Consider the following 19,746-nt stretch of genomic DNA (forward strand, 5'->3'; position numbering starts at 1 on the left):
TTCTTTCTTGTGATTGTTTTTTTCAGGCTATCGCTCACTATGCAACTTAAAATGCTATTTTTTGTTTTGTGTTTTGTAAAAGAAAAAGTATTGCTGTATTATCCCAGCATTTTCTCCCATTTCTGAAAATGGATTTATCCCTTTAAAATCTTGGTCGATAACGCGCTGAATCCACACGTCTACAGGAGCACGTTTTGTGCGTGAGAACCCAAAAAGCATGATGCAGTTTGCAACTTTTGTCCCCACTCCTTTTATTGTGCAAAGTTTGCTAAACAATTCGTCGTCGTCTAGTTTTTTGCAAAGTTCAAGATCAAGTTCTCCGCTTGAAACTTTTTTTGCTGCGTCGAGTATGTAGGGAGCCCGATAGCCTACACCACAATTCCGAATATCAGATTCAGTTAGATTTAGTAATGCCTCTGGTGTTGGAAAAGAGTGTTTGATGGTGCACTCATTTTGCGTTTGAAGTTCTTCTCCACATAATGTGCAAATCTTGTCAACGGCAGTCGCGATTGCTGGCATGCTTCTTCTTTGAGAAATAATGAAGGTCACTATCATTTCCCACGGGTCCTGTTTTAAAATTCGAAGTCCTTTTCCATAGTCAAGAGTCATGTCGACAAAGCCGTTTTGCCCAGTTGCATTTTTGCGAATATTTCTGTAGCTACGCCCCAAGTCAAAATAGTTTTTCCAAAAGTCGTCGAATTCTTTTTTGGTGCAGCTAACTAACCATTCGTTTTTTGTGTTGTTTGATTTTTGAATTTCTATGTAGTGTTCTGAGGCTATATTGCAAAAGATAGGATTTTCGCATTTTGAATCTGCCCTGTATTCATCTTCGCTTTTCGAGAAATGATTGATTTTTTTCATACGGAAGCATTGTCCCGATTTTGCAATCTTTTCGATGTCGAAATCGTCTGTAATTTTTATTGCTGTAGTCATTCTTCAATTATATTGCGCAAGTGGTCTACGCTCGGGATTCTTTGAAAAATACAACACTTATTTTTCATCTGTAAAAAAAATTATTGAAAACACTACATTTTGTGTGTATTATAAATAATTACGCGTTTTTGCGGAAAGTAAGATAATCACGTGAAAGGAATTTCTTCGTGGCAACAAAGAAAAAGACCAGTTCAGAGAACATTTATCGCGAGCGTCGTTCGTTTGCGAAGATTCCTGACGTCATGGATATGCCTAACTTAATTGGCGTCCAGACAGAAAGTTTTGAAAAGTTCAAAACTGAGGGAATCCAAGAAGCATTTCATGATTTAACCCCTATCGAGAGCCCTAAAAAAGACATGGTTCTTGAGTTTGGAGCTCATCATTTTGAAGAGCCAAAAATGGGAATTGATGAATGCAAAGACAAAGATGCCAACTATCAAGCAGCTCTCACAGTTGATGTTCGTTTCATCAATCGTGAAACAGGCGAGGTGACTGAGCAAGAGTGCTACATGGGAGATTTCCCAATGATGACTCCTCGTGGAACTTTTATCATCAACGGCACTGAGCGTGTTGTTGTGTCTCAGCTTGTTAGAAGCCCTGGCGTTTATTTCTCAAAAGAGCTTGATCGCACAACAGACACCGAAATCATCAGCGCAAAGATGATTCCAAGTCATGGCGCTTGGCTTGAGTTTGAAACCGACAAGCGAGATGCACTAAACGTGCGCATCGACCGCAAGCGCAAACAGCCTGCAACTTTAGTTGTTCGTGCCCTTGGTTTGGCAGAAACTAATGATGAGATTATCAAACTTCTTGGTAACAACAAGTTTGTTTTGAACACTCTTGATCGTGATGGGACCGTTAATCAGGAAGAGGCGTTGATTGAGCTGTATAAGCGCTTCCGCCCAGGCGAGCCACCAACTATTGAATCTGCTCGCTCAATGCTTGAGAATCTTTACTTCCGCGCAAATCGTTATGGTTTGGCAAAAGTTGGCCGCTACAAGATGAACAAAAAGCTTCATGGCGGTGAAAATCCAGCTTGCGACATTGAGCTTGGCGAAGGCGACTACATTTCAACTTTGACTGCCGACGACATCGTTTGCACACTCAAATACATCATCGCTCTTGGTCTTGAAGAGGATGGCTACACCTACGATGACATCGACCACTTCGGTAACAGAAGAATCCGCACTTGTGGCGAACTTATATCTAACACTTTCCGCACAGGACTTTCAAGAATGGCGCGTCAAGTTCGTGACAGGATGGGAACGCTTGACCCTAACGACATTACGCCAACCATTCTTGTCAACTCACGTCCAATTAATGCTCAACTTAAAGAATTCTTTGGCTCCTCACCTCTTTCACAGTTCATGGACCAAACGAACCCTGCTTCAGGCATCACTAACAAGCGTCGTCTTTCCGCATTGGGACCTGGCGGTTTGTCTCGTGAGCGCGCTGGCATCGATGTTCGTGACGTTCACAACTCACACTATGGAAGAATGTGTCCTATTGAAACACCTGAAGGTCCAAACATTGGTTTGATTGGTTCACTTGCTACATTTGGACGTGTAAATGACTATGGATTTATCGAGACTCCATATCGTCGTGTTGTTGACGGCAAAGTGACTGACGAAATTGACTATTTGACAGCTGATCAAGAAGAAAACTTCACAATTGCTCAGGCAAATGAGCATTTTGACCCAGAGACTCGTGAATTTGGCAAGCGTGATGAAAATGGCAATTTTGTTCCATCAACTCGCGTTTTGTGCCGCACAAGAAATGCAGAAGGTGAGTTTGGCGAGCCTGCAGAAGTTGATCCTTCTGAAGTCACATACATGGACGTCTCACCTCGACAGATGACATCTGTTGCAACTGCCCTCATTCCTTTCTTGGAGCATGACGACGCAAACCGTGCTTTGATGGGTTCAAACATGCAGCGCCAGGCTGTGCCTCTGCTTCACCCAGAAGCTCCTCTTGTTGGAACTGGCATGGAGCATCGCATTGCTGTTGACTCCGGTGAAATTATGGTTGCCGCTAACGATGGTGTTGTTGACTATGTTGATGGTGAAACAATCATTATCAAGAACAATAGCGGCGAATATGACGAATACCTCGTTCCTAAATTTAAGCGTTCTAATCAAAGCGGATGCATTAATCACCATCCACTAGTGCGAGTTGGCGACAAGGTTTGCGCGGGTGATGTTCTTGCTGATGGTCCATCTTGTGATCACGGCGAGCTTGCCCTTGGGCAAAACCTCATGGTTGCCTACATGCCTTGGGAAGGTTACAACTACGAGGACGCTATCATTTTATCGGAGCGTGTTGTTACTGAAGACCTTTTGACTTCTATATCAATTGCCCAACACGAAGTTGAGTGCCACGAAACAAAGCTTGGTGACGAAGAAATCACTCGTGAGATTCCAAATGTTTCACCAAGTGCTGTTGCGCACCTCGACGAAGAGGGTGTTGTAATGATTGGCACCGAAGTAAAGCCTGGCGACATTCTTGTTGGCAAGGTCACACCAAAAGGTGAGAGCGACGTCACTGCCGAAGAGCGACTTCTTCGCGCAATCTTTGGCGAGAAGGCTCGCGACGTTCGCGACACTTCCCTTCGTGTTCCTCATGGAGCAGGCGGTCGTGTCATTGGCATTTTGCACTTCCGCGCAGATGCTGGCGATGATTTGAAGCCGCAAGTTAAAGACATGATTCGTGTGTTCATCGCGCAAAAGAGAAAGATTCAACCTGGCGACAAACTTTCAGGCCGTCACGGTAACAAGGGTGTTATTTCTAGAGTCCTTCCTATCGAAGACATGCCATACATGGCGGATGGCACACCAATCGATGTAATGCTCAATCCTCTGGGCGTTCCTTCACGTATGAATGTTGGACAGCTGCTCGAAAATCACCTTGGTTGGGCTGCTAAATGGGGCTGGACCGACGATGAAAACCAAACTGAGCCAATTGAAGGCCAGCAGTTTGTTTCTACTCCTGTGTTTGATGGTGCTACTGAGGAAGAGATTTCTGATGCAATTGAAAAAGCTAACAGAAACCTCATGCTCGAGCGCAAGAAGGAATATGGCGAACACTTTGACGAAGCCTATGTTCCACAACTTTCACGCGAAGGAAAAATGTGGCTATATGATGGTCGCACTGGAGAGAAATTCCGTGAGCCAATTACGGTTGGTGCAACCTACATCTTGAAACTCGGACACATGGTCGACGACAAGATTCACGCCCGCTCGAACGGCCCATACAGCTTGATTACACAACAGCCTCTCGGTGGCAAAGCTCAATTCGGCGGTCAGAGATTTGGTGAGATGGAAGTTTGGGCGCTCTATGCATATGGTGCTTCAAATGTGTTGCAGGAAATGCTAACAATTAAGTCAGACGACGTTTCAGGCAGAACTCGTGCATATGAAGCAATTGTTTCTGGCAACAATATTCCTGCTCCAGAAGTTCCAGAATCATTCAAGGTTTTGGTCAAAGAGATGAAGTCACTCGGACTTTCTGTTGAACTCAAAGGTAATGGCACGGTTATGGAAATGCGTGATGACGCTGACCCAAGTGACAACAAGCCTAGTGTTTATGCAAACAAAGACGAGCTTGAGATGACTGCTCAAGAAGAGACAATCGATGCCCTTGATGACATTGAGTCAGATCTTGGTGACCTTTTGGGTGAACTCGATTTAAATACAGGTCTTGATTTAGGAGACGACGATAACTTGTTATTCGACGAAGACGACAACGAGGACGGAAAGGAGGACAAATAATGGCTCACACTCATAATCACAATCATGTAGCTGAGTTCGACGTCAGAAATTTCGACTCTATTCAGGTCCATCTTGCTTCTGCTGAAGAAATCAGAAGCTGGTCCCGTGGCGAGGTCAAAAAGCCAGAAACAATTAACTACCGCACGCAAAAGCCTGAAAAAGATGGTCTTTTTTGTGAAAAGATTTTTGGACCTACTCGCGACTGGGAATGCGCTTGCGGTAAATATAAAAGAATTCGATTTCGCGGAATCGTTTGCGAACGTTGCGGCGTTGAAGTAACACGTTCTAAAGTCCGTCGTGAAAGAATGGGCCACATTGAGCTTGCGGCTCCTGTTTCACACATTTGGTACTTCAAAGGCAGTCCCTCACGTCTCGGTTACTTGCTTGATATTCCTCCAAAGGATCTCGAGAAAGTTCTTTATTTTGCTTCTTACCTTGTTACGAAGGTTGATTATGAAGCTCGTGATGAAGACGCTGATGAACTTCGCGAGGAGATGTTTGCAGACCTCGAACAAATCGACGCAGAGCGCGATCGCTTGATTGCTGCTACACGCGCAATGGGTGAAAAATATCATCCATCAGAGGGTGAAATTGTTGACGAAGACGACGAGGCATTGAGTCCTGAAGAAGTTGAAGCAGAAATTGCTGAACTTCACGAAGAATTTAACGAAAGAAAAGCGCTTCGCGAGGATGCTCTAAATGAGTTCCTTCGCTTAAAAGAGCGTCAGCTCGTTGATGATGAAGAGCTTTTCCGCGAAATGAGAAAATATTACAGCGACTACTTCCAGGGTGGAATGGGTGCTGCTTCTGTTCGTGAGCTCATTGAAGAGATGGATCTTGAGCAAACTGCTGAAGAACTCAAAGAGCTTATCTCTAACAGCAAAGGTCAAAAGCGAACTAAGGCTTTGAAGAGATTGAAGGTCGTTGAGGCATTCATTAACTCTGGAAACAATCCTGCAAACATGATTATGGAAGCGATTCCTGTCATTCCACCAGATCTTCGCCCTATGGTGCAACTCGATGGTGGCCGTTTTGCTACTTCTGATCTCAACGATTTGTATCGTCGTGTGATTAACAGAAATAATCGTTTGAAGAAGCTTCTTGATTTGAATGCTCCTGAAATCATGCTCAACAACGAGATGCGCATGCTGCAGGAAGCTGTTGACTCGCTGTTCGATAATGGCCGCCGAGGCCGTGCAATTGAGGGACCGGGTCACCGCCCACTCAAATCACTGAGCGACATTTTGAAAGGCAAGCAAGGGCGTTTCCGTCAAAACTTGCTCGGAAAACGTGTTGACTACTCTGGTCGTTCAGTAATCGTTGTTGGACCTGAACTCAAGCTTCATCAGTGTGGCTTGCCATCTCAAATGGCACTCGAACTTTTCAAGCCATTCGTTTTGAAACGCCTAATTGAGCTTGGAGCTGATAAAGACAGAAACATCAACACCGCAAAGCAGATGATTGAAGAAGGATCTCCTGAGGTTTGGGACGTGTTGGCAGAAGTAATTAAGGACCACCCAGTTCTTTTGAACCGTGCTCCTACGCTTCACCGCCTTGGCATTCAGGCTTTTGAGCCAGTGTTGGTTGACGGTAAGGCTATTAAACTTCATCCATTGGTTTGTACTGCATTTAACGCTGACTTTGACGGCGACCAAATGGCTGTGCATGTTCCTCTGTCAAATGAGGCACAGGCTGAAGCTCGCGTTTTGATGCTTTCAACTAACAACATCAAATCTCCTGCTCATGGTCGTCCTTTGACAGTTCCTACTCAAGACATGATCATCGGTCTTTATTATCTGACTGCCGTGCGTGAAGGATTTGAGGGTGAAGGTCGTCATTTCATCGATTTTGCTGATGCTACCGCAACCTATGAAGCTCGTGCAGGTCTTGACCTCCAAGCAAAGATTGATGTTCGCCTCAAGCGTGACGGTCTCGTTGCTACTGCTTTCAACGAGTTTGAAGAGCACAAAGCTGGTGATCACATCGAGACATCTGTCGGTAGAATTATCTTTAATGATGTTCTTCCTAAAGACTATCCATATCTCAACTATGAGATGAATAAGTCAGAGATTAGCCGTCTTGTTGCTGACCTTGCTGAGAAATATCCTCTTGGCGACTTGCCAGCAATTTATGATGGACTAAAAGACGCAGGCTTCCACTATGCAACACGTGCAGGCGTTACTGTTTCTGTTTATGATGCTTCCATTCCGCCTTCAAAGAAACAGATTCTTGCTGAAGCAGACAAGAAGGTCGAAGAAATTCAGGAAGAATATGAAATTGGCTTGCTCACAAACGAGAGCCGCCACCAGGAAGTTGTTGACATTTGGAATGAGGCTAACGAAGCTGTGGGCGAGGCTATGGCCGATAACTTCGATCGCTTCAACCCAATTTATATGATGGCTTTCTCTGGAGCTCGTGGTAACATCAAACAGATTCGTCAGCTTGCAGGTATGCGTGGTCTTATGTCTGACCCTAAAGGCAACATTATTGACCATCCAATCAAAGCAAACTTCCGCGAAGGCTTGAGCGTTTTGGAATACTTTATTTCAACACACGGAGCTAGAAAAGGTCTTGCAGACACTGCATTGCGCACTGCTGACTCAGGCCACTTGACTCGTCGTCTGGTTGACGTTGCTCAAGACGTTATCATTCGTGAACTCGACTGCGGTTGTGATGAAGGAATGGATTATCCAGTTCATAACGCAAAGGGTGACATCGATGACAATCTCGTTGGTCGTTGTCTCAATAAAGATGCAGTTGGGTCTGACGGAAGCGTAGTTCTTGCAAAAGATGAATATATTACAAGCCTTGATCAGCTCAAAGCTCTTGCTAAGGCCGGCGTTGAGGAAATCAACATTCGTACTATCATGACTTGCCATGCAGAACATGGTGTTTGCCAGAAGTGCTATGGCCTTGACCTTGCAACTGGACTTCCAGTTAACATTGGAACTGCCGTTGGCATTATTGCCGCTCAGTCCATTGGCGAGCCAGGCACACAGCTCACAATGAGAACGTTCCACACTGGTGGCGTTGCTGGTGCAGACATTACACATGGTCTTCCTCGTGTACAAGAGCTGTTTGAGGCCAGAAATCCTAAAGGCAAGGCAGAACTTGCTGAAATCTCAGGCACTCTTAATGTCACAACTACTGATGACCACATGTTGCTCACTATTCATGACCAAGAAGGCAACATCAGGGAATATGAACTTTCAGCAAGAGCGCAGCTAATGCCAAACATCAGCGATGGATGCGAGGTAAAAGTTGGTGATCAGCTCACAAAGGGTTCCATTAATCCTCATGAGTTGCTAAGACTGACTGACGCTGCAACCACATTGCGCTACATCGTGTCACAGGTCCAAGATGTTTACGTCTCACAAGGTGTAGACATCAACGACAAGCACATCGAGGTTATTGCTCGTCAAATGCTCAAGCGCGTTGTTGTTCTTGACAGTGGCGACTCTGATTTCCTCCCAGGTTCACAGGTTGATCGCTTCACTTTCCGCACGACCGCCAACAAACTCATTGACGAGGGCAAAGAGCCTCCAATTGGTCAGCCACTTTTGCTCGGCATTACTAAGGCTTCCTTGGCAACTGATTCATGGCTTGCGGCTGCTTCGTTCCAAGAGACTACTAAAGTTTTGACCGATGCTGCAATTGAAGGGTCAACGGACCATCTCAACAGCTTGAAGGAAAACGTGATTATTGGTAAGCCAATTCCTGCTGGTACTGGCATCAAGAGATACCACGACCTTGGACTCACCTATCACGGAGTGCCAATCGATCACGATGTTAATGTTTCAGAAGAACTTCCGACCTATGCTCCTGAAGGACTTCAGAAAATTGAAGAACTCATTCCTGAACCTGAGCAATGGCAAATTGGTGCCGATGGTGCTTTTGTTGGAAATGGCAATTACAAAAATTACATGGGAATGCTCGAGCTTGCACGCCACGGTCATTCTTTGTCAGAAGACGATGCTCGCCTGTTTATTTATGATGACCTTGGTGTTTCACAACGCTGGGCAAACAAATTCAGCGAGGCAGGCATCGAGACAGTCCAAGACTTGGTCGGCAAAGATGAAAATGAGCTGAAACAAATTTCAGGCATTGGCGAGAAGGCAATTGACGAGCTTCGAGAGGGACTTAAATCACACGGTTTGCTTTATGTAATCGAAGATTCGAAAGCAACAGAAGCCAGTGAAGACATGTCAAAACTCATGGACATGGTGTTCAACCCTGATGGATCAAGCCAATTCTCTAGCGATGTATCCATGTTTGACACAACGAAGTCAGATGTTGATGAGAATGATGATGAAGTTGGTTCAAAATTCGCTCGCAGTGAAAGTGAACTTGATGCAGTTCTTAATGCAATGAAAGACCTTGGTTTTTCTGTCACGGACGAAGATTCCGATGACATCCTGGACAATGAGGACAACTAATGGCTAGACTTTTTGGAACAGACGGAATTCGCGGGAAAGTTAACAGCGAACTCACGAATGAGATTGCCTATCGATTGGGACAGGCAGCTGTCAAGTTTCAGGGAACCAGAGTGTTAATCGCAAGAGACACTCGCATTTCTGGACAAATGTTAGAAGCAGTATTGGCTGCCGGCGTAATGAGCGCCGGCGGTCATGCTTTTTTATGTGGTGTAATTCCAACTCCAGCTGTTGCGATGCTGGTGAGAAAGCACAACATGGATGCAGGAGTTATGATTTCTGCTTCACACAATCCTCCAGAGTACAACGGTCTAAAGATGTTTGATGGCAAGGGCTATAAGTTGCCTGATGCTGTTGAAGATGAAATCGATGCTTTTATTAAGGCTGGTGGACTAGAGACAACTAAAGAGTTGACTGAGGGTGACGAAACAGGAATTGTTTCAAGCCTTGACACAGCTGTTTCTGATTACATTGATTTTGTGACTGATTCAGTTAAATCACAGAAAGTTGATTTTTCTGGAATGAAGATTGCAGTAGATTCTGGACACGGTGCAAGCTTTAGAACAACTCCTGAAACTCTTCGCGAGCTAGGTGCTGATGTTGTTGCAATCAACACCGACTATAGTGGCAAAGACATAAACGTAAAATGCGGTTCGACACATCTTGAGCCTCTGTTCAATCTTGTAAAAGAAACAGGCGCCGACATTGGAATTGCACATGATGGTGACGCCGATCGTGTCATGATGGTGTCTGCTGACGGACATGAAATCGATGGCGATGTGATGCTTTCCGTTATTGCCAAAGACCTAAAAGCAAGAAACTTGCTTCGCGGCGATGTTGTCGTTGGCACTGTAATGTCGAATCTTGGTCTAAAACAGGCGTTGGCCGAAGACGGAATTTCATTGGTTCAAACCAAAGTTGGCGATCGCTATGTTTTAGAGGAAATGCTTGATAAAGACTATGCCATTGGTGGCGAGCAATCGGGCCATGTTATTCTGATTGATCACAACACCACAGGGGACGGCCTCATGACCGCTGTTCAGTTTTTGTGCGCTGTAAAACGTTCGGGAAAAACTCCATCTGAAGCAATTGCTCATTTCAATCGTTTCCCACAAGTTCTCATCAATGTTCATGTTGATGATAAAGAAGCAGCAATGTCTAGCGAACAGGCATTGGCGCTTGTTCGTGAAGCTGAAGAGGACATGGGAGACAACGGCAGAGTTCTTCTTCGTCCGTCTGGAACTGAACCAGTCGTTCGCGTTATGGTCGAGGCTAACGACCAAGTAGTTGCTGAACGCTGGGCAAATGCAATTGCGAATAAATTAAGTTAGGAAAATAATGCTACAAGAGAAAATTAGAAACGTCGCAATTATTGCGCACGTTGACCATGGTAAAACTACGCTTGTTGATTGTCTTTTGCAAGCAAGCGGCGTTTTTAGAGAGAATCAGGAAGTTGAAGACAGAGTTCTCGACTCAAACGATCAAGAGCGCGAGCGTGGCATCACCATTCTTTCTAAAAATGTTTCGATTACTCACAAAGGCGTGAAAATTAACATCATTGACACGCCAGGACATGCCGATTTTGGCGGTGAGGTCGAGCGCGTTTTGAATATGGCAGACGGTGCTCTTTTGATTGTCGATGCTTTCGAGGGACCAATGCCTCAAACACGCTTCGTTTTGCAGCACGCCCTTGAAATGGGTCTGCGGATTATGCTTGTTGTAAACAAAATTGACAGACCTGGTTCTCGTCCGGAAGAAGTTGTTGATGAGGTGTTCGATCTCATGTGTGAGCTCAACGCAAGCGACGAGCAACTTGATTTTCCAGTAGTTTATACAAGCGCCATGCAAGGAATTGCAAAACTTGACATGAGTGACGAAAGCAGAAACATGCTTCCGCTGCTCGACAAAATTTTGGAAGAGATTCCTGCACCTGATGTTGACACCGATGGCCCTGTTGCAATGCAAATTTGCACAGTTGACCACTCAAGTTTTGTTGGCAGAATTGGCGTCGGAAGACTTTCTTCTGGCACGCTTCACAAGAATGAAAATGTTCTCGTTATCAAAAACGACGGAGCGCGCTATAACACGATCATCAAGCAGCTCTTTACTTTTGAACAGCTTGGTAAAAAAGAGCAAAAAGAGGCTGGAGCAGGTGACATCATTGCAGTTGTGGGTGTTGACGATGCTGACATTGGTGATGTTGTTACAAGTCGTGAAACTCCTCGTACATTTGACCCGATCAAGGTTGAGCAACCTACTATGGCGATTGTTTTCGAAGCTTCGACAAGTCCTCTTGTTGGACGCGAAGGCGACATTGTTGGTGCTCGCCAGCTTAAAGAACGTCTCCTAAAAGAAGCAGAATCAAACATTTCTATGCAAATCACAGAGCTTCCTGACAAAAGCGGCATGGAAGTTGCAGGCCGTGGAGTTTTGCATCTTTCCGTTTTGATGGAGACAATGCGTCGTGAAGGGTTTGAATTTCAAGTCGGACGTCCTCGCGTAATTTTGAAAGAAGATGAAAACGGCAATAAACTTGAGCCTATCGAAGAAGCAACAGTTGATGTTCCAAGCGATTATGCTGGGAAAGTAATTGAGGTGTTTGGAACTGCTGGCGGTGAGATGACTGATATGGTATCTCGCGGTGAGCAAACCCACATCGTTTTTCACATTCCTTCTCGCGGAACCATGGGCTTGAGAACGAAAGTTTTGAATGCTACTCGTGGAGAGGCCGTGATGTTCCATCATTTTTATGACTATGGAGCTTGGCGCGGTGACCTTGGTGGACGTGCACGCGGTTCAATGATTGCCATGGCAACTGAAAAAAGCGTTGCCTATGCTCTTGACACATTGCAAGAGCGCGGACGCCTATTTGTGGGGCCCGGCGAAGATTGCTATGAAGGCATGATTGTTGGGGAGAGTGCAAAAGAAAGCGACATGGTCGTTAACGTTGCTAAGGCAAAGCAGCTCGGCAATCAGCGTTCAAGTGGTGCTGACAAGGCAATCTCGCTCACTCCAAAAGTGACTTTTACTTTAGAGGAAGCGCTCGAATACATCGAAGATGACGAACTCGTTGAGGTGACACCGAAATCGATTCGCCTGCGTAAACGTCTTTTGTCGGCAACTGACAGGAAGAAAGCTGCAAAGAAATAATTCAAATGTATGACTCTCGCCCTCTGTTTCAAGGAGGGCGATTTTCGTTGTTATAATTTTTTGCTGGACCATTAGTAAAAAGTGTTTTGTTAGAACAAAACATTTTTTGTTAGCAGAGAGTAGGAAGATTTTTATGACTTTAAAGATTGTGAAGAAGTGCGGCATAGTTTTTGTTGTCACTGCTTTTTTGATGTCAACCATTTTTTTGACCGGTTGTTCAAGCGACCCTTATGCAGCTAAGGTGAATGGCACAGAAATTAAAGAGTCAAAAATTACTAAGACTATTGAAAATGTGCGAAATAACTATGGCATGACTGACGACGACAAATGGGGAAAATGGCTCGCACAGTTGAGTCTGACACCCAGTAGCTATCGCGACAAAATTCTTGACAACTTGATTGAGCAAGAAATTGTAAGGCAATATGCTGGCGATGAGGGTTGTGGTGCAACGGACGACGAGATAAACGACCAGGTGAATAAAATCAAAGCAAACTATAAAGATGATAACGCCTGGAAAGAGGCTCTGACTACTGCTGGATTTGAAAGCGAAAACGATTATCGTGAACAGTTGAAACTCGCTATTCAGAAAAAAAAGTTGACAGAGAAACTTTCAAACGAGCAGACCATTGATGATGAAACGCTGCTAAAAGATGTTCAAACAAAAGCCGATAAGATTGATGGCGGAAAAAAGTCCTCTCACATTCTCTTTTCTGTAGATGACGAGCAGAAGGCACAAGAAGTCTTAGATAAGATTAATTCCGGAGAGCTTGATTTTGCTGAGGCAGCTAAGGAATATTCGACGGACTCTGGATCAGCCTCCGACGGTGGAAATGTTGGCTGGGACAAAGAGTCAAAATTTGTTGATGCATATCAAACTGCACTCGACGGTCTTTCAGAAGGTGAAGTGAGTGGTCTTGTTAAAAGCGACTATGGAATTCACATTATTAAATGCACAGAAGTGTTTAACATGCCTTCTGACACAAGTTCTCTAGACAATTTCCCAAGCGATTTAGTGGAAGAGGTTCGCAAGTCTGACCAAGAGTCAAAAGCGACAACAGCCTATAACGACTGGGTACAACAAAAGAAGGATAGCGCTACCATAGAGCGAAAAGAAATGCCAAGCAATGCTTCATATAACGTTGATATGAGTAAATATGAATCATCTAGCAACTCAAGTTCTTCGAACAGTGATTCATCTGCAGACAGTTCGAGCGATCAGTCAGGCGACACTTCTTCTGACAATTCTTCCGGGCAATCGAGCGACTCCAATTCGCAAAGCTCGGGTTCAAACAGCCAGGGATAAATTAGATGAATGTGGCAGCCGCTATGACTGCCACATCTCCTGCCTCGAACAAGGTCGTGAGGCATAGACGAAAGCTCGGGTAGTTCCGGGCTTTTTGTGTTTATTGGCGATTCACAATTTAGAATTTTAAAGGAAGAATTCATTCGCGTAATAAGTCATGCCTTTAATCAAGTGAGAATGCTATTGAATTTTTAATTTCAAGTCTGACATGAAATTTAAATTTACGAATGAAGTCTGACATGATTTGAAAGCACTTGCGATGCGAGTCTGGCATGTTCTGTTAATTTATCTGACAAATCAGAATTGCCTGCTACTGAATGACTTTTTATATTTGTAGGCATGTTATGAATGTGTTTTTAAATTCAAGTCTGACATTAATTTTAAATTTACAAATGAAGTCTGACTTTCTATTGATGCCTAAAAATTTAAGTCTGACATGAAATTTAAATTTGCAAATGAAGTCTGGCATGATTTGAAAGCACTTGTGATGCAAGTCTGGCATGTTCTGTTAATTTATCTGACAGATCAGAATTACCTGCTATTGAGTGACTTTTTATATTTGTAGGCATGTTCTGAATGTGTTTTTAAATTCAAGTCTGACATAAAAGTCAAATTTTAAAATGACGTCAGACTTTCTATTGATGCCTAAAAATTTAAGTCTGACTTAAATTCAAATTGTATTTAGACGAAGAAGGTGTTTGAGGGGACTGTAATTTGTGATTTATTCAAAAGTAAATCGATTCGGAATTCGTCTTTGAATTCCTGTGCTGTCATTTTTTCATTTAATGTCAGACCTAAAAGTTGCGCAATTGTTCCAACTACGTCTTCGGGTTTTGCTCCTGTGTTCTTTATTTCGCCAAGATTTAGAGATTTGTCACGTTTAGCCAGTCTTTGGCCAGATTCGTTTACGAGCATTGGTACGTGTACAAAATCAATCTCGCTGCTCAGACTAACCTTAGATTTCAAGTCTGACTTGTATTGCGAATGTGTTTCTGTGAGTTTATCGTTAAAGTTTGGCTTGCAATTTAAATTGTTAATTTTGATCTCAATTTGAAAGTCTGACATGTTTTGTAAGTCAAAAAGTTGACTGCTTTTATTTAAGTCTGGCATGCTTTTCAATAGTTTAGAAATAAGCCAGACTTCGCGTGGCGCAGAAGTTAACAAGTCGTTTCCGCGAATGATTGTGTTGACCCCGAGAAGAGCATCGTCTATTGCGTTTGTGAATTGATAAGAAAAGACCCCATCTGACCTGCGAAGAATCATATCTCCACATTCTTTCGCAAGGTTTTGGGCAAAAAATCCCTGGAGCCTATCATGAATTCCAACTCGTTCGTTTGGTACTTCAACGCGATAGGCAGGTTTCTTCTTCGATGCTAATTCATTGATTTCATAAGATGTCAGACTTCTACATTTGCCCGAGTAGATTGGCGTACCGTCACTGGCATGTGGTGCGCTGGCTGCGTGCAAGTCTGCACGTGAACAAAAGCAAGGGTAGATGTGCTGATGCTTTTGAAAAGCATGCCAGACTTCCTCATAAACATCGATTCTTGAGGATTGATAAATTGGACCATTGTCCCAATCGAGCCCTAGCCATTTCAGGTCATCGATTAGCGTTTCCTGAAAGCTCGCATTTTTGCAACGGTCGTCGAGGTCGTCGATTCTTAAAATCAATTCTCCGCTGTTTTTGCGTGCATCGGCCCATGCAATAAGGAATGAGAATACGTTGCCGAGATGCATTCTTCCAGAAGGTGAAGGTGCTAAGCGTCCGGTATACTTCTTTAATTCTTCTCTGTTTGATTTTTTAGTTATCTGCATTTTTTATAGACAGTGTCTTGGCGTCCGGGAATAAGATTAAAAAGCATGTGCTCATTAAGCCATTTTCTTTTCTAAATTGTCGCCGTTTTAATTCACAATGATAGTAGAGCACTGCTAGTTGTCGATCTTGTCATCTAACGGCCATGGACAAAACATCATATGCTATGCTGACTCGGCATCCTCTCTTGATAAATCATTCTTTTGGTGTTTCAAGGAAGGCTTTATAGAAAGTAAAGAGTCTGCTTGGTAAATATCGTTAATCGTCTAGTAATCTTCTGCTTCTAATACTTTAAATGTCGCAGTTTTAAGTTGTGAAAGCTTGTCTTCGTCAACATATGTAAATGCTGAAACAGTTGTTGATTGCTCAGGGGCGAGCTTTAAAGCAGAGGCGTAGTCTTCTGCAATCCTGTCGCCGTTTTCATCCACTGCCTCAATCGTTACAAAGAATGATTTTGTAGTTTTACTGTTGTTTTTAATTGTCACCGGCATAGACGTTGACGACACGCTTAACTCATCAATGTTTGAAACCACAAAATCTCCTAAAGTTATTTCGCAGTCATCTTTCCAGTCGTCTAAGTCATCGAGCGAATTGTAATCTGAGTGGGAATCGTTGAGGTAGGAACCGTCTTCAAAAAGGTCATCTAGATCATAGTCATAGGCATCTTTAAACTGGTAATAGCTTATGCCCAGCAGCACCAATTGAATGCACATTATGATTGAAACAATTAGGGCAAGGCTTCCTGTCACTATACCCGTAATAGCCAAACCTTTTCCTTTTAAGCGCAGTTTATCTCTGCTAATTTTTACGAGAGAGATAATTCCGAATACTATTGCCAGAATTGCCACAACTATCATCATGAAATTTAGAAGAGGGACTCCCGAAAAAACAAGCGAAACAATTCCCAGCACAAGTGCGGCGACAGCAAGACCAACGGTCTTTTTTTCTGGAATTAGGCTTGGGTCCACTACAATTCTTCCAGGTTGTGCAGGCATCCAGCTTGCTCCCTGAGGCTGCGCATTATTGTTGCGTGGTTGATAATTCTGATTCTCGCTTGATGGTTCTTGATGCTGTTGACATGCGCTTTGATTGGAAGTTTCTTGTGAAACACTGTTGTTGTTTTCTGTGTCCATGCTTCCTCTTTCTTTAACTCTGCATCTTTTAATTTTATCAAAATTGCAGTTTCAAATTTAAGTCTGACATCGTTTGTAAATTTCGGAATTGCCTGTTCCAGGCAGGTCTGACTTTTATTTTGAGGGGAAATTGTGCTTTCTAGTTTTAAGTCTGACATAAATTTTAAAAACTACTATTTGTTTCAAATTTAAGTCTGACATGGTTTGTAAAACGCATGTGCGATGTACGACACTTAGTTGTGCTATCTTATATTCGCTATTAAAAGCGCATATTTTATGTGCGTCGTTGAGTTTTTTAAGGGGGCATAATGACCAAAATTGTTAATTCTTGGAATGACTGGGACCCGCTGAAGCATGTCATCGTTGGACGCTGTGACAACGGAATGATCCCACCTGAGGAGCCTGCAACTTCTGAAAAGGTTCCTGTCGATTCTGACATGCGTGGAATGTGGGGACTTCGCCCACTTCGCACAGTTGAGGCTGGTAACGCAGCACTCGATCGCCTTGTAAAGATTTTGGAGGATCGCGGAATTAAGGTTGACCGCCCAACTCCTCTTCAATGGAATCAAAAGATTGGCACACCAGACTTCACCAACGACTCAATGATGGGATGCATGCCTCCTCGTGACATTCTTTTGACGGTTGGCAATGAAATCATGGCTTCTGCCAACTCTTTCAGATGCCGTTATTTTGAATATCTAGCATATTGGCCTTTGATGGAACAGTACTTCGAGGAAGACCCAGAGTTCAAGTGGACTCAGGCTCCTAGACCTCGCTTGACCGACAAATCATACAAGCACAATTATTACGACGAGTCAATTTCTCTCGAGGAAAGACTCAAGCGCACCGCTGCAAAAGACTTTGTTACGACTGAAGTTGAGCCAATGTGGGATGCAGCTGACTGGATGCGCATGGGCAAAGACATCTTTGTTCAGCATGGTTTGACGACAAACCGCGCTGCTATGGATTGGATGCAAAGATACTATCCTGATCTTCGTATTCATGCCGTCAACTTCCCTGGCGATCCTTACCCAATTCACATCGATGCTACTTTTGTACCTCTGCGTCCAGGTCTGATTATCAACAATCCAGTTCGTCCATTGCCTGAAGAGCAACGCGCAATCTTCGAGGCAAACGATTGGCAAATTGTTGAAGCTGCGCAACCTGCCCACAGTGAGCCACCAGAGCTATGCTATTCAAGCGTTTGGCTGTCAATGAACTGCCTCGTCCTTGATCCAAAGACAGTCGTTGTCGAGGCTTCTGAGAAATATCAGATGGAGCAAATGGACAAACTCGGCATGAATGTTATTCCTTGCGATTTGCGTGATGCATATCCATTTGGTGGAGGTTTGCATTGCTGCACTGCTGACGTATATCGTGAAGGTGGATGCGAGGATTACTTCCCAAATCGTGTCAAGGACACTACGCTTGTTCGTCCTGAGATGTGGGATTAAATTCGACTAAGAGTTATGGCTGTTTCATCGTGGTTAAACCTTATATGAAAATAGGTGATTTAACCTTGTGTACTGCCTGAGCTTTGGATTAGGCGAATAACCTGTTATAATGCAAAGGGTTCCTTTTGAGGAACCCTTTTTCTTTTATGGCGGATATTCAAAACATATCAGATCACGAAAAGCACGCGATGCTCAAGAAAGTCGTGTTTTCGTCTTTTCTTGGAAATTTTATTGAGTGGTTTGATTATGCGAGTTATTCTTATTTCGCTGTCACAATCGGGATTGTTTTCTTTCCTGAAGGCGACCCCATTGTTAATACTATGATGGCTTTTGCTCTTTTTGCCTTGTCTTTCTTAGTTCGCCCTATTGGTGCTTTGTTCTGGGGAAACATGGGTGATAAAAAAGGCCGCAAGTGGACGCTTTCCATCTCTATTCTTGTCATGACGACTGCAACGTTTTGTATGGGTTGCTTGCCAGGCTATCATTCAATTGGGTTAGCTGCTCCGTTACTGTTGCTTCTTTGCAGATGCGTGCAGAGTTTTTCTGCTTCTGGAGAGTATGCTGGTGCATCAACTTTTATTGCCGAATATGCACCTGTTAATAAGCGTGGGCTTTATGTTTCAGCCGTTCCAGCTTCGACTGCAACAGGATTGTTCGTTGGCTCACTTTTTGCTATGGCGATGTTTGCAGTTTGTGGTGGCTCTAATTCTGAATTTGTCACTTCATGGGGATGGCGAATTCCATTTCTTTTGGCTCTTCCACTTGGCTGGATAACTAACTACATTCGCGTTCATCTTCAGGATTCTCCTGTTTATGAAAAAATGGCGCATGATGCTGAGCGTGGTGGCGATGGCACAAAAGCAAAAACGCCTGTTCGTGATGTTCTTTTTAAATACCCCAAAACTACGCTCATTTGTTTTGGCTCAGCAATGCTAAATGCTATTGGATTTTATGCAGTTCTCACCTTTATGCCTAGCTATCTTGAAACAGTCGTTGAATATGATTCTGTTTCTGCAACGTTAATCACTAATATTGTTTTGCTTGCCTACATTGCTTTGATCTTCCTTTCTGGTTGGATTTCTGATCACTTTGGAAGAAAGAAAATGTTGATTCTAGCGGCTGTCGGCTTCATTTTGTTTACGGTGCCCTGTTACATGATTTTGAACAGTCAGATTTTTATTTTGATTTTGCTCTCAGAACTTTTTATGGCTTTGCTTTTGTGTATAAACGACGGAACGCTAGCAAGCTATCTTTCTGAACAATTCCCGACGGAAGTGCGATTTACTGGATTTGCTTTCACGTTTAACCTTGCAAACGCATTGTTCGGCGGAAGCTGTTCAGCAATCTCTCTTTGGCTGGTGAACTTCACGGGAAACGAACTTGCACCTGCATTTTATTTTATCGGCGTTGCTGTAATTGCTCTCATTGCAATCATTTGCTCACGCGAACACTCTAACACCGAGCTGAGCGACGTCGTAATCGACAACTAAATATTTTTTAATTCTCCCCAAAACGCTTAAATTCCTCCCGCTCAATTTGAAGTCTGACATGAATTTAAAACTGTTCAAGCGGAAGTCTGACATGAATTTAAAACAATGTTCAAGCGGAAGTCTGACATGAATTTAAATTTACAAATGATGTCAGACTTTATTTGTAAATGAGTCGCTTCTTAAGTTTGACATGTTTTGTAAATTACTTAGATGCTGCGACGAGCGCCCTTATGAAGTAATAGTGATTAAAAAATCATGCCAGACTTCATT

At 43.5% G+C, this 19,746-nt stretch carries 10 protein-coding genes; 7 read left to right on the plus strand and 3 right to left on the minus strand.

All coding sequences use genetic code 11. The features are described from left to right. Window positions 1-54: 54 nt before the first annotated feature. The gene (locus FXZ76_RS01390) at window positions 55-933 is read right to left on the minus strand and encodes a DNA-3-methyladenine glycosylase 2 (RefSeq protein WP_079535347.1); all 879 of its coding nucleotides are present in this window, start codon (window positions 931-933) and stop codon (window positions 55-57) included. 167 nt (window positions 934-1,100) lie between these two features. Here FXZ76_RS01390 and rpoB point away from each other — a divergent pair, with 167 nt between their 5' ends. The 5 genes from rpoB to FXZ76_RS01415 all read left to right on the plus strand — a co-directional run bounded on the left by rpoB (window position 1,101) and on the right by FXZ76_RS01415 (window position 13,586). Then, on the plus strand, window positions 1,101-4,700 hold the full coding sequence (gene rpoB / locus FXZ76_RS01395) for a DNA-directed RNA polymerase subunit beta (protein ID WP_079535348.1): 3,600 nt from the start codon (window positions 1,101-1,103) through the stop codon (window positions 4,698-4,700). Further along, on the plus strand, window positions 4,700-9,136 hold the full coding sequence (locus FXZ76_RS01400; protein ID WP_079535349.1) for a DNA-directed RNA polymerase subunit beta': 4,437 nt from the start codon (window positions 4,700-4,702) through the stop codon (window positions 9,134-9,136). Before rpoB ends, FXZ76_RS01400 begins: the two co-directional genes overlap by 1 nt. Next, a complete protein-coding gene (gene glmM / locus FXZ76_RS01405; RefSeq protein ID WP_079535350.1) occupies window positions 9,136-10,464 on the plus strand; it encodes a phosphoglucosamine mutase in 1,329 nt (442 codons plus the stop codon). Before FXZ76_RS01400 ends, glmM begins: the two co-directional genes overlap by 1 nt. 7 nt (window positions 10,465-10,471) lie before the next feature. After that, complete coding sequence (typA, locus tag FXZ76_RS01410; RefSeq protein ID WP_079535351.1) at window positions 10,472-12,283, plus strand: translational GTPase TypA; 1,812 nt, start codon at window positions 10,472-10,474, stop codon at window positions 12,281-12,283. A 133-nt stretch (window positions 12,284-12,416) separates the two neighbouring features. Beyond that, entirely contained in the window at window positions 12,417-13,586 is a 1,170-nt protein-coding gene (locus tag FXZ76_RS01415) for a peptidylprolyl isomerase (RefSeq protein ID WP_079535352.1), read from the plus strand. 681 nt (window positions 13,587-14,267) lie between these two features. Here FXZ76_RS01415 and FXZ76_RS01420 read toward each other — a convergent pair. Next, on the minus strand, window positions 14,268-15,401 hold the full coding sequence (locus tag FXZ76_RS01420; protein WP_079535353.1) for a glutamate--tRNA ligase family protein: 1,134 nt from the start codon (window positions 15,399-15,401) through the stop codon (window positions 14,268-14,270). A 264-nt stretch (window positions 15,402-15,665) separates the two neighbouring features. Further along, window positions 15,666-16,532, minus strand: coding sequence for a DUF4190 domain-containing protein (locus tag FXZ76_RS01425; RefSeq protein ID WP_079535354.1), 867 nt, complete (start codon window positions 16,530-16,532; stop codon window positions 15,666-15,668). A 308-nt stretch (window positions 16,533-16,840) separates the two neighbouring features. Between FXZ76_RS01425 and FXZ76_RS01430 the strand changes: the two genes are divergently transcribed. Beyond that, window positions 16,841-17,986 (plus strand): serine/threonine protein kinase, encoded by a 1,146-nt coding sequence (locus FXZ76_RS01430; protein ID WP_079535355.1) that lies wholly within the window; start codon window positions 16,841-16,843, stop codon window positions 17,984-17,986. A 146-nt stretch (window positions 17,987-18,132) separates the two neighbouring features. After that, a complete protein-coding gene (locus FXZ76_RS01435) occupies window positions 18,133-19,476 on the plus strand; it encodes an MFS transporter (RefSeq protein ID WP_079535356.1) in 1,344 nt (447 codons plus the stop codon). Window positions 19,477-19,746: the final 270 nt, after the last annotated feature.

It is taken from the genome of Phoenicibacter congonensis (genome assembly GCF_902386915.1).
Classification (GTDB): domain Bacteria; phylum Actinomycetota; class Coriobacteriia; order Coriobacteriales; family Eggerthellaceae; genus Phoenicibacter; species Phoenicibacter congonensis.